The sequence below is a fragment of the Nostoc sp. genome (genome assembly GCF_036918015.1).
Lineage (GTDB): Bacteria > Cyanobacteriota > Cyanobacteriia > Cyanobacteriales > Nostocaceae > Nostoc.
This window is the reverse complement of sequence record NZ_JBALEO010000036.1, coordinates 26,990-53,721: the sequence shown is the minus strand read 5'-3', so window position 1 is coordinate 53,721 and position 26,732 is coordinate 26,990. Positions and strand designations below refer to the sequence as shown.

Annotated in this window: 30 protein-coding genes and 1 tRNA gene; 10 read left to right on the top strand and 21 right to left on the bottom strand. The window is 41.4% G+C overall.

Features of this window, described 5'->3' with window-relative positions:
- Window positions 1-424: 424 nt before the first annotated feature.
- Complete coding sequence (locus V7K61_RS08995; RefSeq protein ID WP_335052866.1) at window positions 425-571, top strand: hypothetical protein; 147 nt, start codon at window positions 425-427, stop codon at window positions 569-571.
- A gap of 462 nt (window positions 572-1,033) precedes the next feature.
- On the opposite strand, the gene V7K61_RS08990 is transcribed toward V7K61_RS08995, so the two are convergent.
- Window positions 1,034-2,101, bottom strand: coding sequence for a hypothetical protein (locus tag V7K61_RS08990; RefSeq protein ID WP_335052864.1), 1,068 nt, complete (start codon window positions 2,099-2,101; stop codon window positions 1,034-1,036).
- Between the two features lie 224 nt (window positions 2,102-2,325).
- On the opposite strand from V7K61_RS08990, the gene V7K61_RS08985 reads away from it, so the two are divergent.
- From V7K61_RS08985 to V7K61_RS08975, 3 genes are all read left to right on the top strand, one after another.
- Window positions 2,326-2,586 carry a helix-turn-helix domain-containing protein gene (locus V7K61_RS08985; RefSeq protein ID WP_335052862.1) on the top strand — a complete coding sequence of 87 codons (261 nt, stop codon included), beginning with the start codon at window positions 2,326-2,328 and terminating at the stop codon, window positions 2,584-2,586.
- A gap of 677 nt (window positions 2,587-3,263) precedes the next feature.
- Window positions 3,264-4,973, top strand: a complete 1,710-nt coding sequence (locus V7K61_RS08980; protein WP_335052860.1) for a site-specific integrase — start codon at window positions 3,264-3,266, stop codon at window positions 4,971-4,973.
- Between the two features lie 16 nt (window positions 4,974-4,989).
- Entirely contained in the window at window positions 4,990-5,181 is a 192-nt protein-coding gene (locus V7K61_RS08975; RefSeq protein WP_335052858.1) for a hypothetical protein, read from the top strand.
- Window positions 5,182-5,216: 35 nt separating this feature from the next.
- On the opposite strand, the gene V7K61_RS08970 is transcribed toward V7K61_RS08975, so the two are convergent.
- The 8 genes from V7K61_RS08970 to V7K61_RS08935 all read right to left on the bottom strand — a co-directional run bounded on the left by V7K61_RS08970 (window position 5,217) and on the right by V7K61_RS08935 (window position 11,916).
- Window positions 5,217-5,435, bottom strand: a complete 219-nt coding sequence (locus tag V7K61_RS08970; protein WP_335052856.1) for a hypothetical protein — start codon at window positions 5,433-5,435, stop codon at window positions 5,217-5,219.
- A gap of 272 nt (window positions 5,436-5,707) precedes the next feature.
- Entirely contained in the window at window positions 5,708-6,439 is a 732-nt protein-coding gene (locus V7K61_RS08965; protein ID WP_335052854.1) for a hypothetical protein, read from the bottom strand.
- On the bottom strand, window positions 6,417-6,719 hold the full coding sequence (locus V7K61_RS08960) for a hypothetical protein (RefSeq protein WP_335052852.1): 303 nt from the start codon (window positions 6,717-6,719) through the stop codon (window positions 6,417-6,419). Before V7K61_RS08960 ends, V7K61_RS08965 begins: the two co-directional genes overlap by 23 nt.
- Window positions 6,720-8,207, bottom strand: coding sequence for a hypothetical protein (locus tag V7K61_RS08955; protein ID WP_335052850.1), 1,488 nt, complete (start codon window positions 8,205-8,207; stop codon window positions 6,720-6,722).
- Complete coding sequence (locus V7K61_RS08950) at window positions 8,200-8,949, bottom strand: alpha-ketoglutarate-dependent dioxygenase AlkB family protein (RefSeq protein WP_335052847.1); 750 nt, start codon at window positions 8,947-8,949, stop codon at window positions 8,200-8,202. Before V7K61_RS08950 ends, V7K61_RS08955 begins: the two co-directional genes overlap by 8 nt.
- 187 nt (window positions 8,950-9,136) lie before the next feature.
- The gene (locus V7K61_RS08945) at window positions 9,137-10,504 is read right to left on the bottom strand and encodes a hypothetical protein (protein WP_335052845.1); all 1,368 of its coding nucleotides are present in this window, start codon (window positions 10,502-10,504) and stop codon (window positions 9,137-9,139) included.
- A 52-nt stretch (window positions 10,505-10,556) separates the two neighbouring features.
- A complete protein-coding gene (locus V7K61_RS08940) occupies window positions 10,557-10,895 on the bottom strand; it encodes a hypothetical protein (protein WP_322705891.1) in 339 nt (112 codons plus the stop codon).
- 769 nt (window positions 10,896-11,664) lie between these two features.
- On the bottom strand, window positions 11,665-11,916 hold the full coding sequence (locus V7K61_RS08935) for a hypothetical protein (protein WP_322705890.1): 252 nt from the start codon (window positions 11,914-11,916) through the stop codon (window positions 11,665-11,667).
- A gap of 337 nt (window positions 11,917-12,253) precedes the next feature.
- Here V7K61_RS08935 and V7K61_RS08930 point away from each other — a divergent pair, with 337 nt between their 5' ends.
- Window positions 12,254-12,556 (top strand): hypothetical protein, encoded by a 303-nt coding sequence (locus tag V7K61_RS08930; RefSeq protein ID WP_335052840.1) that lies wholly within the window; start codon window positions 12,254-12,256, stop codon window positions 12,554-12,556.
- Between the two features lies 1 nt (window position 12,557).
- On the opposite strand, the gene V7K61_RS08925 is transcribed toward V7K61_RS08930, so the two are convergent.
- Window positions 12,558-13,664, bottom strand: coding sequence for an integrase (locus V7K61_RS08925; RefSeq protein WP_335052838.1), 1,107 nt, complete (start codon window positions 13,662-13,664; stop codon window positions 12,558-12,560).
- Window positions 13,665-13,817: 153 nt separating this feature from the next.
- Between V7K61_RS08925 and V7K61_RS08920 the strand changes: the two genes are divergently transcribed.
- On the top strand, window positions 13,818-15,446 hold the full coding sequence (locus tag V7K61_RS08920) for a GmrSD restriction endonuclease domain-containing protein (RefSeq protein WP_335052870.1): 1,629 nt from the start codon (window positions 13,818-13,820) through the stop codon (window positions 15,444-15,446).
- A 90-nt stretch (window positions 15,447-15,536) separates the two neighbouring features.
- On the opposite strand, the gene V7K61_RS08915 is transcribed toward V7K61_RS08920, so the two are convergent.
- From V7K61_RS08915 to V7K61_RS08905, 3 genes are all read right to left on the bottom strand, one after another.
- On the bottom strand, window positions 15,537-15,755 hold the full coding sequence (locus V7K61_RS08915) for a hypothetical protein (protein WP_335052836.1): 219 nt from the start codon (window positions 15,753-15,755) through the stop codon (window positions 15,537-15,539).
- Between the two features lie 213 nt (window positions 15,756-15,968).
- The gene (locus tag V7K61_RS08910; RefSeq protein ID WP_334945525.1) at window positions 15,969-16,169 is read right to left on the bottom strand and encodes a ribbon-helix-helix domain-containing protein; all 201 of its coding nucleotides are present in this window, start codon (window positions 16,167-16,169) and stop codon (window positions 15,969-15,971) included.
- Between the two features lie 75 nt (window positions 16,170-16,244).
- Window positions 16,245-16,427, bottom strand: a complete 183-nt coding sequence (locus tag V7K61_RS08905) for a hypothetical protein (RefSeq protein ID WP_335052872.1) — start codon at window positions 16,425-16,427, stop codon at window positions 16,245-16,247.
- Here V7K61_RS08905 and cas12k point away from each other — a divergent pair.
- A complete protein-coding gene (gene cas12k / locus V7K61_RS08900) occupies window positions 16,386-18,419 on the top strand; it encodes a type V CRISPR-associated protein Cas12k (protein WP_335052835.1) in 2,034 nt (677 codons plus the stop codon). The genes V7K61_RS08905 and cas12k overlap by 42 nt on opposite strands.
- A 237-nt stretch (window positions 18,420-18,656) precedes the next feature.
- Here cas12k and V7K61_RS08895 read toward each other — a convergent pair whose 3' ends face one another.
- From V7K61_RS08895 to V7K61_RS08875, 5 genes are all read right to left on the bottom strand, one after another.
- Entirely contained in the window at window positions 18,657-18,824 is a 168-nt protein-coding gene (locus tag V7K61_RS08895; protein ID WP_190911358.1) for a hypothetical protein, read from the bottom strand.
- A 232-nt stretch (window positions 18,825-19,056) separates the two neighbouring features.
- Complete coding sequence (locus tag V7K61_RS08890) at window positions 19,057-19,221, bottom strand: hypothetical protein (protein WP_335052833.1); 165 nt, start codon at window positions 19,219-19,221, stop codon at window positions 19,057-19,059.
- Between the two features lie 555 nt (window positions 19,222-19,776).
- Window positions 19,777-19,849 (bottom strand) — tRNA-Ala (locus tag V7K61_RS08885).
- Between the two features lie 65 nt (window positions 19,850-19,914).
- Window positions 19,915-20,643, bottom strand: a complete 729-nt coding sequence (locus V7K61_RS08880; RefSeq protein WP_335052831.1) for an HAD family hydrolase — start codon at window positions 20,641-20,643, stop codon at window positions 19,915-19,917.
- A complete protein-coding gene (locus V7K61_RS08875) occupies window positions 20,640-21,527 on the bottom strand; it encodes a class I SAM-dependent methyltransferase (RefSeq protein WP_335052829.1) in 888 nt (295 codons plus the stop codon). The genes V7K61_RS08880 and V7K61_RS08875 overlap by 4 nt, the downstream gene beginning before the upstream one ends.
- A 317-nt stretch (window positions 21,528-21,844) precedes the next feature.
- Here V7K61_RS08875 and V7K61_RS08870 point away from each other — a divergent pair, with 317 nt between their 5' ends.
- Window positions 21,845-23,026, top strand: a complete 1,182-nt coding sequence (locus tag V7K61_RS08870) for an RtcB family protein (protein ID WP_163929720.1) — start codon at window positions 21,845-21,847, stop codon at window positions 23,024-23,026.
- A gap of 87 nt (window positions 23,027-23,113) precedes the next feature.
- Entirely contained in the window at window positions 23,114-23,284 is a 171-nt protein-coding gene (locus V7K61_RS08865) for an ATP-grasp domain-containing protein (RefSeq protein ID WP_335052825.1), read from the top strand.
- Between the two features lie 73 nt (window positions 23,285-23,357).
- Here V7K61_RS08865 and V7K61_RS08860 read toward each other — a convergent pair whose 3' ends face one another.
- Both V7K61_RS08860 and V7K61_RS08855 read right to left on the bottom strand, forming a co-directional pair.
- Window positions 23,358-23,675 carry a type II toxin-antitoxin system RelE/ParE family toxin gene (locus tag V7K61_RS08860; protein WP_335052823.1) on the bottom strand — a complete coding sequence of 106 codons (318 nt, stop codon included), beginning with the start codon at window positions 23,673-23,675 and terminating at the stop codon, window positions 23,358-23,360.
- Window positions 23,666-23,938, bottom strand: a complete 273-nt coding sequence (locus V7K61_RS08855; protein WP_335052821.1) for a CopG family ribbon-helix-helix protein — start codon at window positions 23,936-23,938, stop codon at window positions 23,666-23,668. The genes V7K61_RS08860 and V7K61_RS08855 overlap by 10 nt, the downstream gene beginning before the upstream one ends.
- A gap of 213 nt (window positions 23,939-24,151) precedes the next feature.
- On the opposite strand from V7K61_RS08855, the gene V7K61_RS08850 reads away from it, so the two are divergent.
- Window positions 24,152-25,072: a hypothetical protein gene (locus V7K61_RS08850; RefSeq protein ID WP_335052819.1), complete on the top strand. Its 921-nt coding sequence runs from the start codon at window positions 24,152-24,154 to the stop codon at window positions 25,070-25,072.
- 148 nt (window positions 25,073-25,220) lie between these two features.
- On the opposite strand, the gene V7K61_RS08845 is transcribed toward V7K61_RS08850, so the two are convergent.
- Window positions 25,221-26,513, bottom strand: coding sequence for a dihydrolipoamide acetyltransferase family protein (locus V7K61_RS08845; RefSeq protein ID WP_335052817.1), 1,293 nt, complete (start codon window positions 26,511-26,513; stop codon window positions 25,221-25,223).
- Between the last annotated feature and the right edge of the window lie 219 nt (window positions 26,514-26,732).

The window sequence follows — 26,732 nt, the reverse complement described above, 5'->3', positions numbered from 1 at the left end:
CTGCCCACTTAGACCGCAGCTCAAAGTTCTCCCGATTTTGCGCCCTTTGCAAACCTTCCTCAAGATCACGCAATTCTTCATCAAGACGCAAACGTGCTGTCTGCTTGGGATTTGCTGCCAAAATCAAAATTTTTTGGGGTTTGATAGTCATTGCTGACGTTGGGAGTAGCTACTTTTAAGTATATGGAAAAGTGCCAACAATTTAAATTTAAATGCAATGGATGGACTCTAGCTGTTATGGCAGAGTCCGAAGTTATCTGCCACTGCTGATATGAAGCATTAACCTGACTGTGCTTTTACCCAACTTTTTTACATAACTTTCTCTGTTTTCAATTCCGCATTCCACATAAGGGCTAAAACGTGTAATGGGCGCGTCAAAGGATTGATCCGACGTTAGGCGATAGTCTCCGCAAGCGATGAGAGCGTGGTAACAATCCAGACATCCAATCGCTCCAAAGCGTGGACTGTTCCCAGCGACCAAGCTGAGGAGCAAATCACGGTTAAGGGCTTTACCTCTTACTCCCCCGCGCCGAGTTGCGATCGCTTGGCATTGGCAGAGACGACCCAGTAGGGTAGGTGGATGCCTAAGTCAGGGGGGTGACTTCCTGGCTTAGGCATCCAGCTAGCAACATGAATTAGTTATGAGAATCTAGGTTATTAGAAGTGCTGCTCTGGTAAGCCAAATTCTCATAAGTAAAAAAGGATGACTCATGCCACCCCTTGACCTACCCCTTTTGTTAATTCCTCGATTCCGCGATCGCGCTTTAAAGGGAATGGAGTGCAGCGCACTTTTTAGTTAGGTAAAACCAGTGAATTAGATTATGAGAAATTGCAGTAGGTATAACCTCAACGCCGTTTACGCGGGAAGCGATCGCTTCCTGCGTAGAAGTCAAGGTAATTTGCTAGAGAAACACAATGGAATTGGATAAAATCGGTGTTTGAAACGCCCGTCCACATCGTGCTGGCTGAAATTTACCAGATCGGGAAAATGTGTAGTGAGAAAATAAGCATAAGGCACAGCAAAGTTTAAAAGTCACAAACGCAATAATTGTAAAAATTGTTTAACGACTTCAAAAGGTTGGGTTTTGCACTTTTCAGAATCGTATCGTTCTACAACTCGTATACCATGAAGCCGGAACAGGCGTTCGCGCTCCTGTTCCTCCACCCGTCGCTCCGCGGTGTGATGCGGGCCATCAACTTCCAGAATTCCCCACTTACCTTGATAGCAAACTAAAAAATCTGCCTCTTTGTTACCTCGCCCCTTTGGTTTTTGTGAGTCATTCAAACGGCCTAAACAGTTCGGCATATAGAACGCAGAAAATCGATCCAATGTATATGCAATTGCAATTTCAGCTTTCGAGCGAAACCGTAGTCCTTCCCATACGTAAATTTGACTATTTAGATTGAATGGAATCCCTTGGTTATGAATCGCACTTTCTTGTGGTGCAGCAATACCATCAGGTGTTGTTCTGCCATTGAATACAGTGAATTTTATAGCTTCCCTACCACTTGGTGTTTGTAACAAGTCTGGGGAAATCCCCCACTCGTCATTAAGAGGCATGTTATCAATATAAAGGTAACGAGTTTGCCTACTTTCAGTTGGGGTAGTTTGATTCACTGATTTTGGCTGAAAATCTTTGATTTCTTCCAACTCTTGAGTAACCAATTTCCGGGCATTTTGGATGTCTTCCGCAGTCAAATAATTATTACGACGATTATCTAATGCCATTGACAATATCTGGCGTTTTGTTTCTACATCCTTCGTTTTTCTTAACTCCAGCAATGTGTGTACCGATAAGTTCTTGACCTGAGAAATATCAATTTGCATTTCTTCAGTAATAATTCTTTTCTCTTCATAAGCCCATGCTCGTTCATGGCAGGTACTTGGGGCAGGAAGTACCTTACTCTCATGCAATAAAGCACAAATTCTATCAAAAGAACTAAATTTCCAAGATTTTTTCACCCCATCAGCAAATATTTCATATTTTAAGCGCCAAAGTAAATAATCAGTATCGTTATTCTGGGAATTATTGCGTAATAATTCAAGTATATTTTGACACTCAGATTCTTCACTTTCTGACAAATATAAATCGTTAAACATAGGCTGCACCTAACGACAGTAAATATTGACAATACGAGTTGCGATGTCAGCGTTCAATCCCACGGTACATTTACCTCAATATCTAGATAGATATTGAGGTAAATGTACTGGGGGCTACCATCTTTTAAGGAATGCACCAGGTGCGACAGCAATGATTGACGCCGACTAACGTAACAAAAATATGTTGTTTTTGCATATTATATCGGACACTGTAGCCTCCGAGCATGGGAAATTCCATTTACTCGGTAAGGTACAAGGCATTTCTCCGACGACTGCGGGAGGCGCGACTAGAAGCTAATTTGACTCAAGTAGAAGTTGCCCAGAAGCTAAATCAGCCTCAGTCGTATGTTTCGCGGTGCGAATCAGGAGAACGACGAGTAGATGTGGTAGAACTGACCGACTTTGCGATGATTTACAAAAAGCCTCTCCAATATTTTGTGGATTTTTGCACAGATAAAAATAGCTCCCCCAACGAAGTGGAATAAAGCAGCCAACTTTCTTTAATACCCCCGACTCACAGACTACAACGGTTTAAAGCCAAATTGTTTAACTTAAGTAGTTAGATGCCTAAGCCATGAGAAGTGATGTGCGATCGCAAACTTGCTGTTGTTGCTTGCACTCGCCAAAAAATATAGGCATATCTAATAAAAGTTTACGATTTTTTTGAAGTCAGCCTTGCATTTCGACTGGTTCTATACATATACTTGTTAGAGAATAAATTAAAACAAAAAAAGCCAGAATTAAATATCAACCCAAGCCGGGGACATGAGTCCCCGGTTTGTTTTTTAAGTGAACAAAAATCCTCAATTTGACCAAATTGATTGAGGATTAAAGCGTCATAAATACTTGTGACAAATATTTATGACACTGAGAAAAAGATAAATGTTGATTTAGCCTTAATTATGAGAGTTTTAGATGTTTTGATTTTCAACAATTTGATAGTAAAAAGGGTAAATTGAGTGCCATGCAACTTATGCTAAAATGTCATAAATAAGGGGAGGCATTTGATAAAATGTTTTGATGTGGTCGAGATAAATACAGTTGAGCAAATTAATAATTACTCATTTATTTAATAGCAAAGCTTTCTCCCCTCTGCATCAAATCACCGCTATTTATTTGAAGTAATTACTTGAAATTAAAAATTGTAGTTGGAGTGATTCAAATGAACTCAATCCCAGTAAATGTGTTTGATGTTTATCAACTTTATTGTGAATATCTTAAATTAACCCAGATCCCCAGCAAGCAAGACAGGACAGCAGGAATCCGTACCGCTATAGTTCGTTTTATGCTGCCTAAATTGGGATTGCCCTTAGCAAAAGGGAAGAAACTGACTCAAGAGGAGGTAAACGCTGGATTAGATTTCATGAAACAGGTGTCGATATCGGAGATGCCTAATGTAATGGCATACCAGAGTGAAGTTTTTGTTTCTTTAGGTGTAGCAGGAAGTGCAAGTGCCCGAAATTACCGGATGCAGCTAAAAAAGATGCTCTCTTGGTGTAATAGCCAATCTTGGTGGAAAATAGCTGCCAAAACAGATGCTGCAAAATATTGCCCTCCCATCCGTCAAAAAAGAGGTCGAGTCGGCGATCATTTCCGGGTTACAGATAAAAAGCTTACATCTAGTTGCCCTAACTATGCTTATGGATTAAAAGAACACGAAATCTCAGATGTATTAAAACAAGAATTCGAGAATTTTTTAAGTTTTCAGATAGCAATTGTTGGCAATCGAAAACGTCAAGATGCTCCTTTAAGAAAGCGGAGCGCTATCGCTCATGTTAACAACAGTAAACGTTTATTAGGATGGTTATTCCGTTATCAGGATATACCTCTAAACCAATTAAGTTTAAAAATCCTTGTCCCTACTAGCTGTTTATCTGAAAATGGACAGCGAGATGAAGAAGCTATCGATAAGATTATAGATTTTGTTGATGAACATTTACGATGGCTCAGGGAAACTCGTGGAGCTTCCCCTAATACCGAATTAAAAGTGGTGGAATCATTAGTTGCTGTTGCTAAATACTTGTATCACAAGGAATCTAAATCTCAATCTCGTGAACAAGTAGCTAATAAACGTGTTGGATATAAGGATATACCAATAATTGAAGAGTTGCGGCAATTAGAGTGCGAAATCATGGCAAGAGTCAATGTGACGCCACGTTGCGCTGATGAATCTAAAAAATGGGTTGATTGGTTAACATTTAAAGCTTGTGTACAGCGTTTACTAGAAGAATGCGCTCCAAGAGATAAATACGGTAAGCAACGCTCTTTACGGGCGATCGCTCAAAGTCATCAAGTCGCTTTAATTTGTATGCTTTTGAGTGCCTTTCCAGATAGATCCAGAACTATACAACAGTTAGAGTTAGGAAGAACTTTAATAAATCGCGACGAGAAATGGTTTGTTGAACATACAGCAGAGGATTTTAAAACAGGAAATACTTATTGTAAAAATGGACAGAAACGAATTGTAGAACTCCCAGCAACTTTATATCCCTTATTGGAGGAATGGTTATCAAAATGGCGAGAGGTTTTCAATCCAAATCACCCCTATGTATTTACGCAATTGAATGGAAAACCCTTAACAGATGGCTCCTTATACAACTATTTTCGGAAACGAATATATCGTTTGACAGGACAAGCTTTCACTCCTCACATGGTAAGAAATTCGATTGTGACATATCTAAAACTTTCTGGAACATCAGACTCGGTGCTAGCTGCGTTTGCGGAACTGATGGCTCACAGTCTAAAGATACAGCAGAATTATGACCACCGTATTTCTGAGCAAAAAGTAGCTCCAGCTTTGCAGGCGTTGCAGTCATTGCCTACGGGTACTTTACCACCACCGCCACCGTTGACTGTTAAACCTCCCAAGTGAAACCTGGGGAGGAGATGTGCTGAAAGTAGTTATCCTACAGCTAACTCTACTGTGTCTAGATTACTTTCGGCTTTCTGATTTCTGGCAAATGAATCTGCAATTAAGTGCAAGACTTCTGCTTGTTCTTCTGGCGGTGCTTGAGCAATCAGCGATCACAAATTGGTTGTGGGTTTTGCACCAACTAGGTGCGATACATACCATTCCCTAGCATTTTCAGGAAGAATAGCCAGTATTGTCAGAAATTTAGTGGTTATAAAATTTACCCCTGTCCTGGCAGACAGAGGTGGTTGTGATGATTTCAAATACTAGGTGCGATAAATGCATTCTTGATTTGCTGCGGCGTTCTCCAATCATGGATGGTAGCTGCGGCATTTCCTGCCACCAACGTTCCCATGAGGAGCAAAAGTCATCGACATCACAAAAAATCTGCGTCACATCCAGCCGAGATACAATGGATTCCATCGCTGAGACACCCTTTTTTTCATGTAATTACAGTCTCAGCTTTTTTTTGCCCCTTTTTCAACCCGTCGAACTCACGTTTGATTATTGCTACAGGAGTATCTGGTGCAAATTTAGCAATGCAAGATTTTTTATTGTTTCAGCACCATTGGAATGCTGTAATTGCAGGCTTATCATCACTCCATCCCTTGAAAAAATTGAAAGATAGAGGGCGAGCGCGCTGAAAAACAATGTCGAGATTAGTTTTGATGAAGAAGGTCTGTTAATTTTGTCTGCTACTTAGCAGTTAAAAAAGCGATCGCCTCCGCATGACTCATTTTCCTTTGCCGCAATTGGCGATACGCAAAATCATGTTCTGAAGGGATTTCGCTTTCTAATTTATGCGAGATAATTGGCTTAATTGCAGACAAAATATTGGTTATTTCTGCTGGGATAATTCCATTGCCAAGCATCTTGATTCTTTGAGTTTGGCTAATAGTAATTTCATCCCCTTCATGATTAATTCCGATCGCCGTTGAGCCAACTTCCCACCCCATTAATTGTTCAGCTTCAGTGGCATTAATTGGGCGCTCAAGGTAACTTTCGCCCGCAGTCGCTGCACTTGGGGAGACCCCAAGACCGCGCTGCTCGTTGTACTCACGGATTTTGTAGGCTCCATTGCCTGCTTGATGATTGTCTTTGTTTGTGAGCGATCGCAATGTAGGCGCTTCTTCGTGATAGATGCGATCGCCTACTTTGAATTGCTGTGTACACTCCTCGGCATCACCGTGGACTTTCTCTAGGCAGTTTTGGTGATATATGCCCAGAAGCGGCCCGTCAGTAAAAATATTTCCATAGGCTCGTAACGCAATCACTGTAGCTATTCGCCCATGATTCTTGCCGTTTAAAATACTAACCTTACTGCCTGGCTGGAATTTGTGTTTTGGTAAGCCAGAGACAACCAATGGCTCACATTTGCTAAGGAATTCCAAATCTACCCACTTTTTACTTGCAGTAGGATTTGCCATCGTGACAGCCCATCTTATTTGTTTGATAAGGCTTTTTAGTGTGATCACGAATGGCATAGATGCCAAAGCTTGTACCACCCGAAGAGAAGCGACTAGGGGAAGGGATGATAAGACCCGACTTCTTGGAAAAATTTTCAACATCTGGGCTTGTGCAAAATTTGCCCGCATGAATCACAAGCTGTGTATTGGGTTCTTCTATATGCTCGTTGCGGTAGAGGGTGGTAAACCCAGCGTTGAATATCGCCCAGGAGATCGGGGCTTTGACTGTGATGGCTTTCATTTAAAATTCAACCTCAATCAACTCAATATCGACAGCAAGATTAAATTTATCGTCGTAAATAGTCCGAACTTGTTTGCAGTTATCAAAAGCCCAGTCCAGAGCTTGTTTGCGATGCCAGGGATTACCTTTTTTAACCAGTTCTCGCATCAGGGCGAAAGTAGTTTCAAATGGTTCATCAATGGGTATCTCAACCTCCTTTTTACCGTTGAAGCCAATAGTCAGTTTTTGAGACAGGTGTTGAATTTTAACCGTCATCTCAACTGAAGTCGGACGACTAACCTCAACTTCGGGTTGTTGAGTGTCAGGGTCGGGCTTATGTGTGGAGCTTGTTAAACTCCTCCAGAAATCTTTTTCTTCTGGGGCGATCGCAATTGGTGCATAAGCCTGCGGATTCTCTGCCATTTCCTTAGCATTCATAGGGATATCAATAGATGGAAGTGTAGTAACATTAATCGTTTGCTGTCCGGGTAAGACATCTCTTGTAGGGTTGTTAAATCCTATCTCTATAGCCCGATGATGGGTTTGCAGCTTTTTGGTTTCTGTCTGCGTCAACTCAATTCCGTTCTCAATTCGGACTTGAGCAACCACAGCATGATGGGTCATGTGGTCTTGATACTCTTGCCAGCGATTGACAATGCGTTCTGGATTGTTGAGCAAGCTGGCGCGGAAGTCGGCGATCGCTTCATAGATATCCGCCTTTGAATACTTCTGCATCCAGCGCTCTCCCTGCCACCTCAAGAAAGCTTGATTCCATTTAATCTGTCTTCCTGCGGGCGACTCCAGCCAAGGCGTGTTATCACCGTCGAATATTAAGGCCCAATGCGTATCTGGTTGGGTCACAGGAGGTTTAATACCTAAATTTGCATCATATTTGATTGCTAGAAAATTTTTGCTCGGTGCGGCGGCGGAAGAATTGTCTTCATGAGAGTTTTTTGGTTGTGCGTTATTTTTTGTTTCTCGTAACAGCGAAGTGGGGTATTCAGTTTCAACATCTTTACTCCGATAAAAAAATTTCTCACGCTCCTTCTTGTCTGAGAGAGGTTTTTTTAAGTCTGGAGTCTGAGCGCGTGCGTGATCTATATAAATATCCGACTCCAAATTTTCGGACTCCGACTCCAAATTTTCGGACTCCGACTCCAAATTTTCGGACTCCGACTCCAAATTTTCGGACTCCGACTCCAAATTTTCGGACTGTCTTGCACATCCATTGAGGTTGATAAATATTGTTTTGCCGTCTTTGAAATCAAACCATCCCAGTTTTTGGAATTTAGCTTTAGCTGCAAAATAAGTTGATTTGCTTAATCCGCATTCAAGCATTATTTTGGCGGGGTCATAGTTTGCTCCTACGTCGCCAAATGGATCAAGGACAGCGAGGTAAATCCAGAATCTCCACTCCGATGATGTGAGGTTTGCTGCAAAAAGCTCTTTTCTTAGTTTTTCAGTGATTTGTTGAAATTTTGGTCTGGGTTGTCTTGCTGCATTAACCATGCCAATCCTCCTCAAATGTCACTTTTACGCCCAAAGAAGCGCACGTTTGAACTATGATGGAGGATTCAAGTATTGTGCCAAACAGGTGTATTCTCGCGGTTTTATTTGGATGAAACCCTGCATAGGCTAAAACCTGTCCTAATGCAGATTTCCATTCATTGGGTCGGAAGGTCAGGTTAATTCGTTCAAGAGAGCATTTATCATCCTTGGGAAGCTGATGAGTATATCCTTCTTGGCATCTAGGCAACATGAGCAATAAAGAACCATGCTCTAGCCAAAAATGAGTGGATTTGGAGCCTTTGATCTTGGGCTTAATGGAAAACTTGCGGCAGGCTTCGAGAGAGACAGAAGCGATCGCCGGACGATACCCCATTGATGGCTCGTCGTCAGAATGCCAGCCGATGGAATCAAGACCTGTGCGATATCTGTTGCCAATGACGATATCGAATGCAAATCCAGTTTTTACTGTAATGCGATCGCACACGTATAAGAGTTCGTTTGTCCAGGGATGCGCCTCTAAAGTGACACTATTGGAGTACAGATAACTCGCCCCTGGTTCGCCATACATACACTCAAGTCGTGGGACTTGTAAGGGTTTGCCTAGCATTCTGCTCTTGTTCTGTTGCCACGCTAAAGCCTTGCATTGAGCGAATAAGGTATTAGCCTCAGTGTTGTTTAAAAAGCCAGGATAGTACTCAATTGGCAGTGTGTTAGTTGTCTCAAATAAACTTAGTTGTTGCATCGTTACTCCCAATATGTATACTCGCTAACAACCGCTCTCAAATAGCGATGCATATAGGTTCCTGTGGCTCGATTAACCAATTTGTAATAAAAACCAGGTTTTAGATCAATTGCCGCAATTGGAACTGGGCTACTGCCAATAACCCTCATATATTTATCAACCGACAATTCAATGGTAATGATACTCATCACGCTGCCTTGTGTGCCAAAGACTTTTCTAGCGCCTTCCAAATAGCTTCTAATTGAGAAGCGGAAAAGTCTGCCTGTGCTTTGCTCATCACTTCAAATAATTGTTTGGGAGTGAGCGACAAAAGGGCGATCGCCATCTCAGTCACCTGCACTTCACCGGTGGCATTGATGTTGGTGATGCAAGAGGGTAGTTGTTGTTCTGGAGGATGCCCCTCGTTTCGCACTTTGTCTGGGAGTATTTGCGATCGTGTTCCCAACCCCAAACTCTGCTGCTGCTGTTTCAGTTCCTGAGTGACAGACGTGGGCAGAATTGAAACTTCAACGATAGCTTCCATTTGATCAAAGGCTATTTGATGCCGTTTTTCTTCTGGGGTGCCATCAATGTGGCAAATACTAGAAAATGGCCCGGTAATCACCCGCACTGTGGCTTCTTTTCCTTTGTAGGGCCCGGCAGTGATTTTCACCCGCTCGAACTCTTTAGGTATCCAGCGCTTGTGATTTGTCCCACTAGCAGAGGGAGGAGCGGATTCTTTGACCAGCTTGTACGCTGCGTCAACACCGCGCGGCCTTGATAAAAGTTGCTTGAATTGCTGATGCCGATGATGTTGGACGCTGCCAACGGGCGCATCTTTTGACTCATCCATCTCTTTGACAGCTGCGACAGCGTGTTCGTAGTTGACCCCACTGCCAAGCCCCACACGTTTGGCGATGATATCACGGGTTGTTCCTTCGCCTTGTCCCGATCTCCCCTGGCGTGATTTAGCTTCCTCGCGCTCAATTCTCTCCCACAGAAGCCCTTCTCTGACCTTCTGCTCAATTGTCTTTTCTCTGCCGACGTTACCTGCTAATAGAGTTTTGAGTTCTTCTTGTTCTGAATTAAAAATCTTTAATTCAACAGAGAATTCCTTCCTACCTAGCTCACAACCGACTTTGAAGCAGCTATTCCCTGAAACTATTCTGTATCTCCCTTGACCGTCAGGAGTGGCAACCAAGGGCTTAATCCATCCTGTTTCAGATATTGCCGCTTTCAATGCGGATAAATCTTCGTTATCCCCATAGATGGAAACATTGAGGGGATGAACGTAAAGCAACTCAGCACTTATTGAAACTAAGAGTGATTCTGATACTTGTAATGGCTGGCGTACTATCACCATTACCATCTGCTGATCAAGTCGTTTTGCCGCTTCTAAAGCTTCAATGCCTTCGATTAATTCCCCACTTTCAGTAATAATAATGTCGGGAATAATGCCATCAACTTTAAAGCTTGATATAACTTTTGAGACAATATTTTCTTCAGCAGTTAAATGGTCGGTAATTGTTATTTTGTATGGATTCCAGCCCTTTAAAGTTATCAGATTTTGTGTCATAATTTAGACTTAATTAAACTTAGTATTTTTTAAACGCACGGTTCTGTGAAAACTAGGCGGTTTTTTTGCCTTGACGTTTTTCAGGTCGTTGCAACAATCGAGCTTCACATTTTTCAATGTGAAACTGATAGCGAGGAAGCTGGGAATTGGGCGATCGCACATCACGTACTTCTATCCCAATTCGCAGCGTTTCATTGCGTGTCATTTCCCGCAGCTGCTCAGCTGAATCTAAATCCAGGCGAGAGTAGGCAGGGTCGGTGTCATACCATTGCCTTTGATTTTGAGCAGTAGCATTTACTCCTAGCATCTCTGCCAAGATTTCTTTAATTGCATCCCTGATTTGTGATTCAGGGATGAGGCGTTCGGTTTTGTAAGCCCCTGATTGCTCCATGTTTTATGCCCGTGAATCGTAGATGCAGCAAGTTTTAGCTTCAAGCGCTTTTAAGCATAGTGGGTACCTCTGCTGGCGCTTTTAACTGCGTTTTTTCATGCTTTTGGCAGTGGTAATCCAGGAAAAAGTCTACAAGCTTATTCGCCAAAGGTGGCAGAGGATGTGCTGCAATTAGCAAAAAAATTAGATAAAGAACAACGGACAAGACTAGCCAGGCCGTTGTTTGATGATTTGTTGGATGGCGATAAATGAATGAGCAATCTAGAGAACGATTTCGGGAAATTGTAAAACTTGTTATGGACAATCGCTCACACAGTAAGTTTGCTCGTGATTTAGGCGTTAGCTCATCAGCTGTCCAAAAGTGGCCAAGTACATATGCCTGAAGTCATCTCACAGGGCAGATGTGCCGTTGCTGGCTACTGATAATGAGGCAGCAGCGCATCGTTTTTATTCTTCTGAATTGGGTGTGTATGAATAGCAAGTGTCGTCAACAAGTGCTATTCGCGTTTTGGTGTGATCGCTTTCACTTGAATGGCACATGAAAAATTTTTCATGTTTCCCTAGTATAGGCTAAGGAAATCATTAAGTCAATAAAAAACCTATATTTTTTATAGGCTAGAAGCTAGCCTATACCGTGAACTTTGTCTTAAAAGCCAAAGGCACTAAAATTGCAAAACCCCTGAATGTCAAACTTCAGGGGTTTTTCCTTGTGATTTTAAAAACTGGCGAATACGTTCCCGCGATTGCCTGAGTTGCTCGTTTGCGCTTCTCAGGCTGCTAATTCCCCCAGGATTTTTTCCGCACGTTCTCTAAATTCCTTAAGCTCTGCAACTTCTTTCTTGAGATTGTCAATATCCTCATCGGATTTTGGTGATATCCCTAAGTAATTATCAATGAATTCTAGCAAGAGTCGGCTAGCAGAAGTGCCACTCGCTTTGGCTTTTTTTAAAAAAGCATCTTTCTTGTCTTCGGGAATACGAAAATTCATCTGAGTTTCGCCTTCTGCAAGATTTCTTGGCATATTTGTTCTCCATTTTTTTAGCCTATACCTAATTCTACTTGTCAGCCTATATTTTGCCTAGTAATAAAGATAGTTTCAGGCACATATCTATATTTTACCTATACAAAATATAGATAAAAGTTTGTTTGCCTATACAAAACATAGATAACTAACAAGCGCCGCCCCTCTCTCTATGCGGGGATTGTCCCTGCTGGGAGAATAGCAAATATATACCAAGCCAATTGGCTTCGGTTTCAAGAGTCAGACTGTTATCACATTTTCGATCCCAAATAGTAGTTACTGGTAAATTATTTCATAATAACGAAGGACTTTAGCTCCCCCATTTTGTTGCACAGAGATGCTGATTACCGCCTCCCCTCTGACGCGGCCACCCACTAAAGGACGTACACATAGCAGCAAACGTGATTCGGCTACTTACCGTGCTGGCTTTGCCAAGGCACGAGATGATCTGTTAAATGAGTTGCGTTTATTTGGAGCGGATAATGTCGTCATCTCATCCGATATTCCGCTTCGCAAAGATGGACTACCCTACGCCAGTTTCAAAAAACCCCTTGATTTAGGTATCAGTGTCTATTTCCGCATCAAAATGAAAGTAATTAATCAGGCATTTGAGCAAGCCAAGCTAGAGTACGGAAAATAGGCTATGGTGCTTTTCCATCAAACCGTGCAATCGCTCTTTCCACTGCTAAGGAATTAGTTTTCTCGTCAATATGGCGCTGGTAAGTTTTGAGGTGTTCCATTACCGAATGCCCCATTAATTTTGCTGAAGTGGTAACAGGTAATTCAAATACCACGCTTGCTCGAATGGCATAACAGTGACGTAAATCATAGGGAGCTAGGTTGGCTCCCTCGATTTTTTTGAAGTAATAATACAACCCTTGGTAAACTCGCTTCCCCAATTCCCAGTATTCTGATTTTTGGGTACGGAATTCTTTTTTCTCCCAAAGTTTCCAGCGCTCTGCCCACTCAGGGTAAAAAGGTGCGATCATTCTTGCTCCGGTTTTACCCTCTGATACCTGGCACTTGTAAGGTGGATTCGGTTCAACTGTAGCAAAAAATATTTCATGCGGCCTTAAACCATAGGTTGCAAGCATCCCATAACCCCACTGCCACATTTGGCTAGTGATTTGATCTCGGATTTTGGCAATCAATTCATCAGATGGCAAGTCCTTGATTGTGTTGGTGGAATTGTATTTGCCCTTGTAAGGGCGTAAGTCAATATCAATAAGAGCAAATTTAGCTAGCTTAATATAGCTTGAGGTTGTGTGGTATCTAGTCCAGCTGTTGCTAGGCAAAGATAATATTGTTTTTAGCAGTAGCTCTCCAGTTAATTCGCTGTTAGGGTCGAGCCTGTTGAATTGTAGTAAATAATGGCGCTCCCAGGTGCTAGCAGAAAATTTCTGCTGCTTAATTAAAAATTCTTCTTTGAAAGCTTCTATCCAGTATTTGCAGGTGTTTGCTGCTTCTGTTTTTTTACCGAGCCAGTTATCCCAAGGAAATGGCCGCCCAGACTTCCACCTCACAATATCAGCTGCTAGCTCGATCGCTTTACCCTCTGCCGCTTTCAGTCCAGCAGGATTGGCATACATTCCCAAAGCTAAATCTTGCTGAGAATGGGTAGATTTTTGGCTACCTGGGCGCGACGGTAAAGTTGCCCTAAGACTTAGGGTATCCCCCCTTTGCCTTAGAGATACCCCACTCTTGCTTGCCTTGAGCCGCTTATTTATCTCTTCCAAAGAGTATCGCATTGCCCTAAATCCGCCCTAGTTACTTGCCGCGCTTTAGGGTATTTTAGGATATTTCAGCATATTAATAATATTCTAAATCGTATAGTCTGTAAGCACGCTAGTTGATTAATCAAGTAATTAGGGCGTTTTGGGGAGGTAGTCAAGTTCCCTCCGATTGATGGGGTATTAAAACCAGAAAACTATGTTCCAAACCTACTAATCCTTGACGGCCAGCAACGCCTAACAACTCTGTTTATGGTGCTACTATCTCAACTACCTGTCACCATAAAAGACCAAAAAAGCCAAAAAAGTATTAAAAAGTGGTACTACCTGGATATCAAAAAATGCCTTGACCCAGAATGCGATCGCATTAAGGCAATCGTTGCCTTACCTGAATCCAAAATTATCCGAATTTTCTCAGGTAACTTAATTGATTGTTCTACTGCTGAAAAAGAATATGAGGCGTTCTTGTTTCCTTTATCCAAGGTTTTCTCTTTTCCTGAATGGCGTAGCAAATTCTCTAGGTATTGGCGATACAATCCTCAAAAGCTAGAACTAATTGATACTTTAGAACTAGAAATTGTGAAGAAATTTGAGCATTATCAAATACCTGTAATCCAATTACGTGACTCCTTACCAAAAGAAGGCGTTTGCCAAGTATTTGAGGATACAAATACTTCTGGCTGTGACCTCAATTACTTCGACTTAATGAGTTCTAGCTATTGTACTGCTGACTTCAGTCTGAGAGATGATTGGAAGCAGCGAAAAAACCGCTTCCAATCATTAAAAGTGTTGCGAAAGCTACGAAGCACTGATTTTGTACAAGCAGTTACTTTGGTAACTGGCTACGCAAAGAGGATAGAAGCTTTAAAGCAAGGATGGAATGTCGATAAATTACCAGGTGTTGCTTGTGGTCGTGCTGAAGTACTAAAACTCACCAAAGAAGAATATCAAAAATGGGCTGACCCAATTACCAGAGGTTTTGAAGAGTCTGCTCGTTTCCTTTATAGTCAAAAAATTTTTGATGCAGATGATTTAGCTTACCCCATTCAATTAGTTATTCTCAGTGCAATTTTTACTGTTCTTGGAGAACGTTCTCGCTCTTTTCAGGTACGTTCTATGCTGGAACGTTGGTTATGGTGTGGGATGTTTGGTGAAATATATACACGCTGGTACGAGGCAAGAGCCGGGAGAGACGTTATAGAAGTTGTAAATTGGTTAGCAGGTGGCTCACTTCCATTCACCATTGTCCAAGCGGATTTCTCCTTTGATAGGCTGATTAGCGTTAGAAAACGTTACGGTGCAGTTTATCAGGGGTTGGCAGCTTTATTACGACGCGAGGGGGCAATTGATTGGTGTACTGGGGAACAAATCAATGATGTAATTTATTTTGAAGAACAGATAGATTCGCACCACATCTTTCCAGTGGCATGGTGTCGCAAGCAGAGCATCGATCCCAAAAAGTATAACTGCTTGATTAACCGCACGCCTTTAAGTGCCAAAACGAACAAGAAGATTGGTAGTAAAGCACCTTCCGTTTATTTAGAAGAATTTGAACTTTCTGGGACATCAACAAAAAGGCTGGATGAAATGTTGCGATCGCACGCTATATCTCCAAAAAGTTTACAGCGAGATGACTTTGAAGCATTTTTCCAGATGCGGGCAAATAATTTGCTGACTCTAATTGGAAAGGCAATGGGCAAAAGTTTGAGTTTTGAATCCTTTAAGGATTTTGTTGGAGAGTATCATAACGGCAATAGCAAAGAGTATAAGCTTCATCCCGAAATCATAAATAATTATTGAGCAATCACCGCCAGAATCGTTAACTTTCCTCAATAGTGTGAGTATTCTGCCACCAAATTAAACCGATAGCAAATGCGTCCCTCAATCCTCCTAGTGCTGTTTTTCAGAGGACTCTTTCTTTTTCAACCAGTCCCTAATCGCCTCCTCCAAGGCTGCTGTCTGTGTGACTTCCAGGCGAGCGCAGGCTATTTCAAAAGCAATTTTTAAATCTTTAGGAATTCTTCCCCTAACTTCTCTAGTTTCTTCTACCATCTCCACATAATGCCTGAGTTCGGGCTTAATTTTGGCACAGCCTTTTGACAAAATCACACTTGCGCTTTTTGTGTAGCCTTCAAAAGACCTTCCCTAATTAACTTTGCCAGACGTTCGTCAAGCCCATTTGACACTTCACTTTGCGTTGAAGTTTTTACATCTTGCAAAGAACCAATAACATATCATGCACAAGGATTTTGCTCATATAGTGGCTGAGAATATATCGCATATCAGGAATTTACAAATTGTTCTATCTGCGACACCTAGATATTATTGCGGTGGATTTTGCTTCTTTTCCCGCTCCTCAACTGCCTTACTCACAAGCCGCACAACAAGATTACTGATGGGACGGTCTTCTTCCTGTGCCCATCTCACCAAAGCCTCGTGGATATCTTTGGGGAAATATATGGAAGTTTGTACGCGATCGCTCTGACTCATCAACACTACAAAGATTTGTTGCCAGTTCATCATACTCCCGTAACCTTGGAACAAGGCTCAATAATGTTTAACAATGTGTGGCAATGTTTTTATGGTAGATTAAAACCATTATTGAACAAGTGCGACAATGGCGAGGTTTTTAGATGGCGATCGGGTCAAGTGGCGATCGTTATCTGGCGAAGACGAATAAGTAGTTAGTTCTAAATTACACAAACAAAAAATTATTGATTTGGTGGAGATGTTGTCACCATGAGTAGCGATCGTAAGAGTAAATCCACGGTTCCAGTTCATAGAACCATACGATGTCATCTAGATGCTAGTGAAGATATACTTCGCAAAGTATGGGAAGAAATGACTCAAAAAAATACTCCTCTGATTCTTCAATTGTTAAAGAGTGTAAGCGAACAACCAGAATTTGAAGCTAATAAAGAAAAGGGAGAAATAACTAAGAAAGAAATCGTAGAATTACGTAAAATTGTCACAAAAAATTCTGAATTTGAAGAACAATCAGGTCGTCTTCGCTCATCAGCAGAGTCTTTTGTAAAAGAAGTCTATTCTTCATGGCTTACTTTATACCAGAAACGAAAAAGGCAGAAAGAGGGTAAAGAATACTTTCTCGAAAATATACTCAAAAGTGATGTTGAACTTATAGGTGAAAGTAACTGTGATTTAGAGACAATACGTTCTAAAGCGCAAGAAGTACTTAGTCAACCAGAAAAATTTCTAAAACAACTTACTATTAATGATGAGGATGTAAAGCCAACGAAGTCAGCGAGAAAAAGAGTTAACAGAAATAACAACAATAAAATTACCAATGTAAAAAAAAGCGAAGATTCTAGTTCTCCAAACAATGTAAATAAAGGTAACTTAGAAACATTAACTAATATTTTATATAAAATTCATAAACAAACACAGGATATTTTAACACGGTGTGCAGTAGCTTACCTGATAAAAAATCATAATAAAATTAGTGATTTAGAGGAAGATATTCAAAAACTAAAAAAGCGTCGTAATGAGAAAAAAGTCGAGATAAAACGTCTAGAGAATCAAATTCAAGATAATCGATTACCTAGTGGTAGAGATATAACAGGAGAAAGATATAGGGAAGTATTTGACAACTTAATGAATCAAGTACCTAAAGATAATAAAGAGTGGGAAGACTGGATAGCTAATTTATTCAGGAAAATATCACATTTACCATACCCTATAGATTATCTATACGGAGATTTGACTTGGTATAAAAATGATGCAAGCAATATTTTTGTTTACTTCAATGGTTGGAGTGAATATCACTTTAAAATTTGTTGTAATAAACGCCAACGCCATTTTTTTGAACGTTTTCTAGAAGACCACAAAGCTTTTAAAGGAAGCGAGAAAAGCGAAGAAAAACTTTCAGGAAGTTTAATTACACTACGTTCTGCACAGTTGCTATGGCAACAAGGTGAAGGCAAGGGTGAGCCGTGGAAAGTTCATAAATTAGCTCTGCATTGTACCTATGACGCTCGTTTATGGACAGCAGAGGGTACTGAAGAAGTGAGAAAAGAAAAGATTGACAAGGCGCAAAAACGAGTAAGTAAAGCTGAAGAAAATGAAAAGCTAGACAACATTCAACAACTGAATAAAGATAAATCTTCATTATCTCGACTTAATAATTCATTCAACCGTCCTGGTAAACTAATTTATCAAGGTCAATCTAATATAATTGTTGGTATCAGTTTTCATCCTGTTGAGTTAGCTACGGTTGTCATAGTTGATACAAACACTAAAAAAGTACTTGCCTGTAATACAGTCAAACAGTTACTAGGCAATGCTTTTCACCTGTTAAGCCGCAGACGACGGCAACAAGTACATTTAAGTAAAAAGAGAAAAAAAGCTCAAAAAAAAGATTCACCATGTAATATAGGCGAATCGAAACTAGGTGAATACATTGACAAATTACTAGCAAATAGAATAGTAGAAATCGCTAAGTCTTATCAGGCAGGTTGTATTATACTACCTAGATTAAAAGATATTAAAGAAATTCGTACCAGTGCAATTCAAGCCAAAGCTGAGACTAAAATTCCAGGTGATGTAAATGCTCAAAAATTATATGTAAAAGAATATAACCGTCAGATACACAATTGGAGTTATAACAGACTCCAAGAATCTATAAACTCGAAAGCTGCTGAATTGAAAATTAGTATTGAATTTGGTATCCAATCACATTATGGTACTCTGGAAGAACAAGCGATAGATTTAGCATTTTACGCTTACCAATGCCGAATTAATACTTTTGGTAGATAAAATTTCTACCCGAAGAATATAATCTTATTGAAATTAAATCGGTGCCGTCATACATGCTCTTTTGAGCCTTAACTGTATGATGCTACAGTATTAACCCCTTTGTGTAGATACTGTTGAATGGGTTAGTTTAACACTTGGAAAAGCGTATTCTTTCTGACCCTGGTAGCTGCCAACTCTACCTGTGCGATCATCTAAGCGTTTGTTAGTGGTAATTGCTTGGGTAAGGTAATACTGCTGTTAGATGAGAAAGTACTCGCACCGAGACGCATGGGAAGTATAAGGTGTTAAGGTTCCAAACAACCCAGAACCTTTGCTCTTGACATCAAACTCTTTTAGCTTGGTGTTAGGTGCCAGAGCGGCCTGTACTACTAAAATCTTAGATTTTGGTTTTACGAGGAGTGTCATTACCTCTTACTTTACAACAAAGTAAGGGTACGGGTATACCGTCACGGTGGCTACCGAACTACCACCCCCTAATTTTTATTTTTGGCAGCTCAAAGCGGGGGCAAAATCCCTGGGGTTCTGCCAAATGTCTAAAACTCTTGTCTGCACTGGGTATTACTGTTTTAGTCATGAATAAAATTTTATTCATTGGCTGTAGAAAATAGGAATTAAAGAAGGCTTGCCAAATTTGCCTTCAAAAGCCATTGTTGGCAAGAGTTTTCATGGGTGCGGTTTCCACAGCCCTCCCGTTAGGTGGTGGGTTGAAAGTTCCCCATACATAGCCAATCATGCCTGGCCCTTGAGTTTCCACAGCCCTCCCGTTAGGTGGTGGGTTGAAAGAAAGACGGCCCCTCCCCATCAAAAGAGCTTCGAGACAGTTTCCACAGCCCTCCCGTTAGGTGGTGGGTTGAAAGATTGAGCCGACAATTAGGAAGTCTGGATATCGAGAAGTTTTCACAGCCCTCCCGTTAGGTGGTGGGTTGAAAATTCTTATGATTGAAGACACCACTTTAGCGATATAATTTTGTATTAGGGTGGTTTGAAAGGAGTGCTGCGATCGCACATAAAACGCAGCTATTTTATAGTAATGGAGCCTCTGCTTGGGTGAAAACAGCAAAAGAAGAGGTTATACATTTTTGTAACTAGACTGTAAATAAAGTGCTTTAAAGCTATTCTTGCAATTTAAGAGCCTTGGGCTTGCTGTAATAAATTAAATTAGAAAACATATATTTAGCCGAGTTTTACAGGCTGATTTTGGACAATAATTCTTTAAAACTGGTTTCAACTCTGGACAATAATTCTTTAAAACTGATTTAATTGCTGAAAGCCTCGAAAATACGTAACTTATGCCCCTAAACTTGGAAAAAATGGACATTAATTCTTTAAAACTGACAATAATTATTTAATGTACAAATGGAGAATAACGGATTCGAACCGATGGCCTCTGCGGTGCGATCGCAGCACTCTACCAACTGAGCTAATTCCCCTTAATGGTTGCTAAGTCAAGAGTAATATTACTCATTAACTCAAGACATTATCACCATAGACTATTCTAACATTCAGTTACCGATGGTTGAGGCTGTTTTTGGGAATAAACTTTTTGCACCCGTTCGAGTTCCAAATCACTGAGATAATCAACAGTCCAGTTACAGCAGCGCTGAAGCATGTGGAATGGGTAAGTATTCGCTACACCAACTACTTGCATCTGCGATCGCTTCGCCGCTTCGATACCTGCTGGAGTATCTTCAATTGCCAGACACTCGTATGGTTGGAGATTCAATTCGGGATATTCTTTATTCAAGCGTTTTACTGCCAGTAAATAACCATCGGGTTCTGGTTTACTGGTGGTGATGTCATCACCCGCGACAATAATTTTAAAATATTCAGTTAGTTTAGCGCGATTCAGTACCAATTCTATTTCTTTGCGAATCGCGCCACTAACTAATCCTAGTTTCAGATTCCGCGATCGCACCTGAAATATTAAGTCTTCTACACCTGGATATAAAGGCAGTTTCTTTATTTTTTCTAGTTCCACCGTATAAGCTTCGGCTTTGCGGTAGAGCAACTGAGTCAGATAGTTTTCATTGGCTACTCTACCACGATTAGCGAGTAGCTGCTGAAAACAAGCGCGATCGCTGCGTCCTAAAGAAGCTTGACGCTCGCTCACCTTTTGGGGTTGGAGATTTTCTTCAATGAGAATCTCATCGATAAGTTGCAGGTGGATTGGCTCATCGTTAATGATGACACCATTAAAATCAAAGAGAACTGCCTTTAAACTCATGCCATTATGCCAAACGCTGGAGAACCAAGTCCCTCCAAATCATTATTATCTACTGATGTGGGAGTATACTGACGGACATTTTCGGTTGCTATTGGTTTTATGCCGCTAGTTACCTGATTTATCCACCATACATCCTGCGATCGCACTGCTTCAAATCCGGCTGCACCCATATTCGCTTCTGTACTACTAGCAGCATATTCACGAATATATGGCTCCTCAAAAACATCATTGAGCCATTCTAACTGACGCAGAGTCTTCTGATTCCCATCGAGAATTAATACTTGTCCTCCAGTTACCAGCAACCGGAAGCTTTCTCGCAGAATTGCTAGAGACACTGCATCTGGTGTTTCGTGGAATAGCAAAGAAGCTGTTACTAAGTCAAATGTTGCATCCCTCAAACCAGTTTTTTCAGCATTTCCATGTCGCCAAAGGATCTCCAAGCCAGCATTTCTAGCTTTATCTTCCGCCCTTACCAACATATAGGGTGATAAGTCCAAACCAATAACTTCCGCATCCGGGAAAGCTTGTTTTAACATTAAGGTAGTGGAACCAGTACCGCAGCCTAAATCGAGTATGCGTCGTGGTTTCACCTTCACGGCATCAACTAAAGCTTGACGCACAATACCTTCATTAGGCGGTAGAACGTATTGAGTAACGGGATCGTAAGTAACTGCTGCATCGGAATTGAGATATCCGCCAGCAATCCCGTGAAAGTTTTGATTACTGTAGTACGACGGAATTATGACATCATCTCGTCGATAGCGATCGCTCTCTTTTTCCCAATTAATACTATCAGCGTAACGCCGTAACCCATCTTCATCAATCAAAAGACGCACTACAGGGGATAAAAAACGTTCCCAGATTGTATCTTGACGGACTGCCATATTGTATCAGAACTTTAAGGGGCTATTTAAACAAAGTGATTTTCTTTACAAATTTTAATACATCTGGAAAGTATCTGCTTTCTCTCTGTGGTGAGAAGTTGACGGCTGTAACTTGTTTTGTTACATTTGTGTTACAAAATATGACTCTTAAAACTAGTTCTTCAGCTTCACGAAAATTGAGGAAGCCAGATGAAAGACAATACAACATATAAATTGCTACAACTAACTAAGTAATGGGTTATATGTCATACCGATAAGTCTCACTGCCCTATATCAAATCCAAAATCGAAAATTTAAAATCCAAAATAGAAACGATTATGCCCTACGAAAAGTTAGAAATTACCACACCAGCACCCGTCTTATCTTGGGCAAATCACTCTTTGGGCCCAGAAGAAACCAAGATGGCCAAGAATGTGGCATCATTACCATTTGTATTTAAGCACGTGGCATTAATGCCAGACGTTCACTTAGGAAAAGGTGCTTTAGTGGGTTCTGTAATTGCAACCAAAGAGGCAATTATCCCAGCTGCTGTCGGTGTAGATATTGGTTGCGGTATGAGCGCTATCAAAACAGCATTTACCGCCGAACAACTAGAAGGTAAACTGAAGAAAATCCGTTTGGATATTGAAGCCGCAATTCCGACTGGATTCAACGAAAATAAAGACGTTGAAAAATCCGTCAGCAATTGGCAACACTGGGATGATTTTAAAGACTTGCATCGCGGTGTGCAAGACCTACAAGGTAAAGCAATGAAACAGATGGGTTCTCTCGGTGGAGGAAATCACTTTATTGAAGTGTGCCTCGATACAGAGAATCAAGTTTGGCTGATGCTGCATTCTGGTTCGCGTAACATTGGCAATAAACTCGCCCAGTGTCATATTCACACAGCTAGAGAATTAGCAAAAATGGCAGGTAATAAATTACCTGACCCAGATTTGGCTCACTTTGTCGCTGGTACGCCAGAATTCCAAGCATATTGGCACGATTTACAATGGTCACAAAACTATGCGCGTGTCAACCGCGATGTGATGATGGCGCGTTTTAAGCACATAGTTGAGAAGCATTTAGTCGGTGGGAAGGCAACTAAACCTTTATTGCAGGTTAATTGTCATCATAATTACGCCGAAAAAGAAGTGCATTTTGACGAGGATGTATACGTTACTCGTAAAGGTGCAGTCCGCGCCCAGACTGAAGATTATGGGATTATTCCTGGTTCGATGGGGGCGAAGTCTTTCATCGTTAAGGGTAAAGGTAATGCTCATAGTTTTTGTTCTTGTTCTCACGGGGCAGGGCGTTTGATGTCTAGAAATAAGGCAAAAAATGTCTATACACTTGATGATTTGATCGAGCAAACAAATGGTGTAGAATGCCGCAAAGATGAGGGTGTGTTAGATGAAATTCCTGGTGCTTATAAGCCGATAGAACAAGTTATGGCAAATCAAGCAGATTTGGTTGAGGTTGTAGCGACACTTAAGCAAGTTCTTTGTGTTAAAGGATAAATTTGTCGGGTGGGCAATGCCCACCTTTTTTATTTTTTTAAAAGCAGAGGCACGCTGAGGTAAGCGCAGAGGTACGCTGAGGAAGAAATGATTGTTTTAAGTGAATCGGAACGTCTTGGTGTTCCTTATATAGCAATTGATATCGGGCAATTAGAAAGTGGAGAATGGATAGTGATAGAAACAGCCGATGCCCAATTTGCTGGTCTGAGTCACATTCCTCCACTTGAATTATGGAATAAGTTAAAAGATATACGCTGATCATTGTCAGCGATGTCTAGGACGGGCTATTCGGCGTCGCACACCTGAATTATCCCACCACCATCAAAGCATCTCACTCCTCGTCTATGCCCGATTCGTCTAGAATACGATCGAGATCACGCATTCCAGGCAGAATCCGCAGAATCTCCAGGCGCGTATCCTGAACTCTGTACACCACCACATAGACAGTCTTACCAATTGGCGGTGTCACTAATTCCCTAGTACCAAACACCCGTCCTGGTTTACCAAGGTTCGGCATTTCTAGCAACTTTTTAATAATTTGCTGTAGACGTGTGGCCATCTTACGAGCAGATGACGGGTTAGCATCAGCAATGTAGTCACGGATGCTTGCTAAGTCAGAAACAGCAAGCTCAAGAAAAACTAAACGCATGGAGATGGTTTTTCATTCTCCATTCCCCAAGTGTCGAGCCAAGCTGACACGTCCGAGCCTTCAATCCATTGAGCTTCTGGACTATCAGCAATTTTCACCGCCTCTTCAATCATCTGGATTTGCCAGCTTGACTGTTCCACGTACAAAGCGATCGCCTCTGCCGCCAACCAAGACTTACTACGCCGTGTACTTGTAGCAAGGGCATCCAGCTTCGCCTTAATCTCTGGCGTTAATCTAACGGTGACAACTTCGCTTTGAGACATGAAACAATCTCCTTTTATCAGTCATTCTAGCTTTATGTATACGATGTATACAAGCGAATCATACGAAGGTTCACAATTCTAAATTCGGCTACTGGCGTTGAGACTGCGATCGCCTTAGTAAAAATGCTCCAAAAGTTTATTGGTAAGAGCAACACTTCAGAACTCTGTTGGGTAATCTAGTAGCAGAAGCGGATTCCCAATTGAGGGTAACAAATGCATTCAGAGACGGAAAGAATCTTTAGGGTTCTAGAAAGTTACAATGCAAATCTTCCTGACGATCAGAAATTCTGGAACAATCTTTTTCTCTGGAATAGTGAACAGCAGGGAAAATTCAACATTTGGAAGCTTTTAGTTTCTCAAGGCTTTGTTGGATCTACCAAGATAGATCGAGCAATTCAACATTGGCAAGATATTGAATCTAGAGGAACACCAACTGTTCAAGAACCCTATCAGTATGCTCCCTATTGGAGAGAGCGCAAATATAGAGTACCTTCTTACGTACTAAAGCAGCGTGCAAATGTCTACCAAGCTTTAGCCTATTTCATTAAACAGAATTTGCAAAATCTTGAAGTTTACGAAATTTCTGATAGCCGTCATACTGACTACCATTTTAGAGTTTATATTATTTTGGGTCAAACTTTAGACCTAGACTGGCTGTGTCTTATGCCCACCGTTCCTGACCAAGTTCGCTTGTGGTATAATCGTTCGTTGTGTGCAAACCTTGAAGTTCTTGCCGCTTGCAAATCTAAGAATTCAAATACACAGGACTTGTTTGAAAAGGTAAACAAAATTCTTGCAAGGCTAGAGCCGATCATAATTTATGGCTACTATTATGGCGGCTACAATTATACTTACAAACATCAAATCCTTTGTACGATTTCATCCAATAAAACAAAAGCTATTAAGTTAGGATTGAAAGCTAGTGGGATGTTTGCGGTTGATAAGTCGCTCTCAGAAATGATTAGTTATCCCAAAGGTGAGCAAGTCAGACAATTTATGCAAGAGACACTTCAAGGTTGTAGGCGTTATATGTTCAGTTTTTGGGAGAGTGGATATGCATACGATCTCGGTTATACTCAAACTGGTGATTGGCTTGGATTTAAGCATTGGTTTTGGTGTGAGTACAACCCATAAAGGGAGCAAGGAATATATCGCAGTCCAAAATTATTATAGTTTGTCCATCAAAAATTTAAGTGTAGGTATTATTTATTGTTAGCGCTACTCTACGACAAAGTGCTGTTCGCTGATAGCGCTAACGTTTAAATTTGGTGTCTTTTCAAAATTACATTGTCAAAGATTGAGGATTTGTCTCAATCAATTTCGCTAAATCTTGCAAGAATGCCGCAGCATGGGCGCCGTAAATAATCCGATGGTCAGAAGTAATATTAACTTGCATTTGTTGGCGCACGCCAAATAAACCGTCGGGTGTTGCTACAACTTGCGGACGCGATGCCCCGATCGCTAAAATTGAACCTTGTCCAGGCGGCAAAATCGCATCAAATTTGTCTACGCCAAACATTCCCAAATTAGACAGCGTAAAAGTACCACTGTTGTACTCTTGGGGCTGTAATTGTTTTGCTCTCGCACGTTCTACCAAAGACTTCCAAGTACGCGACAGAGAATAAATATCCACTGCGTCTGCATTTTGCAGCACAGGTGTAATTAATCCGCCATCATCCATTGCTACTGCTACGGAAATGTTGATATCAGAATGATAAACAATACCCTGGTCTGAATAGCTAGCATTTAACAATGGGTGTTTTTGCAATGTCACTGCTACAGCTTTCGCCAGTAGCGCTGTCATTGTCACGCCTTTGGATTTAATTTGTTTATAAAGTTTGTCTAATCCGTCAGTGGTAATTGTATAACCGACACGGAAGACGGGCACGGATATGGTAGCTACCATGTTCCGCACTACGGCATTTTGGAAGGTAGTTAGAGGTACAGTTTGACCAGGAACAGCCGCCACGGGTGCAGGTGCTGGTGTCCGAGGTGCTGGGGGGGCAGCTGGGACGCTGGTTGGTGCGGGTGGGGCAACTGGGGCTGGGGCAGGTTGTTTGCCCTTGTTAGACAATGCTTCTACATCTTCGGCGACAATGCGTCCGTGGGGGCCACTACCTTGAAGTGTAGTTAAATCAACTTTGAGTTCTTTGGCTAACTTGCGGGCACGGGGTGAAGCTACAAGCCTTCCTTCTTTGTGGTTAGACCCGTTTTGAGACGCTAAGGCAGGTGTTGCGGCTGAGGCTATGGCGGCAACTGGTTCTGGGGAAGAGGTAGGAGTAGCAGCCGCACCGCCAGAATTGGCAAGAGATTTCGCCTGTTCAATTTCAGCTTCCGTTTCAGCGATGAAGGCGATCGCAGATCCTACCGGGGCAGTTTCACCAGCTTCAACTATGATATGTGCCAGAAATCCCTCATAAAAGGTTTCTACATCCATATCTGCCTTATCTGACTCTACAACCACCACTGTTTCGCCTTTTTCCACTTTGTCCCCAGGCGATTTCACCCAGGAGACGATTTTGCCTTCCGTCATGGTGGAACTCAGCGCCGGCATAAATACTTCGTGAATGCTCATAGGGTGGTTTGGAAATCAATGGTTTATGGACTTTAACAGTTTTTATCAGATCGAATTGTATCTTGATGGGAGAGTTTTAGACTGTTTATATTTTAGGTTGGGCATTGGGCATAGTAGTTCCAAGTTCCGAGTTCAATTAGCGGATAGCTAAGGTTTAGCCCGTCCTGAGTAAAGAAGTAAGATTCCCTACTCAGCACGGGCTAAACGCCCCGCTATCGC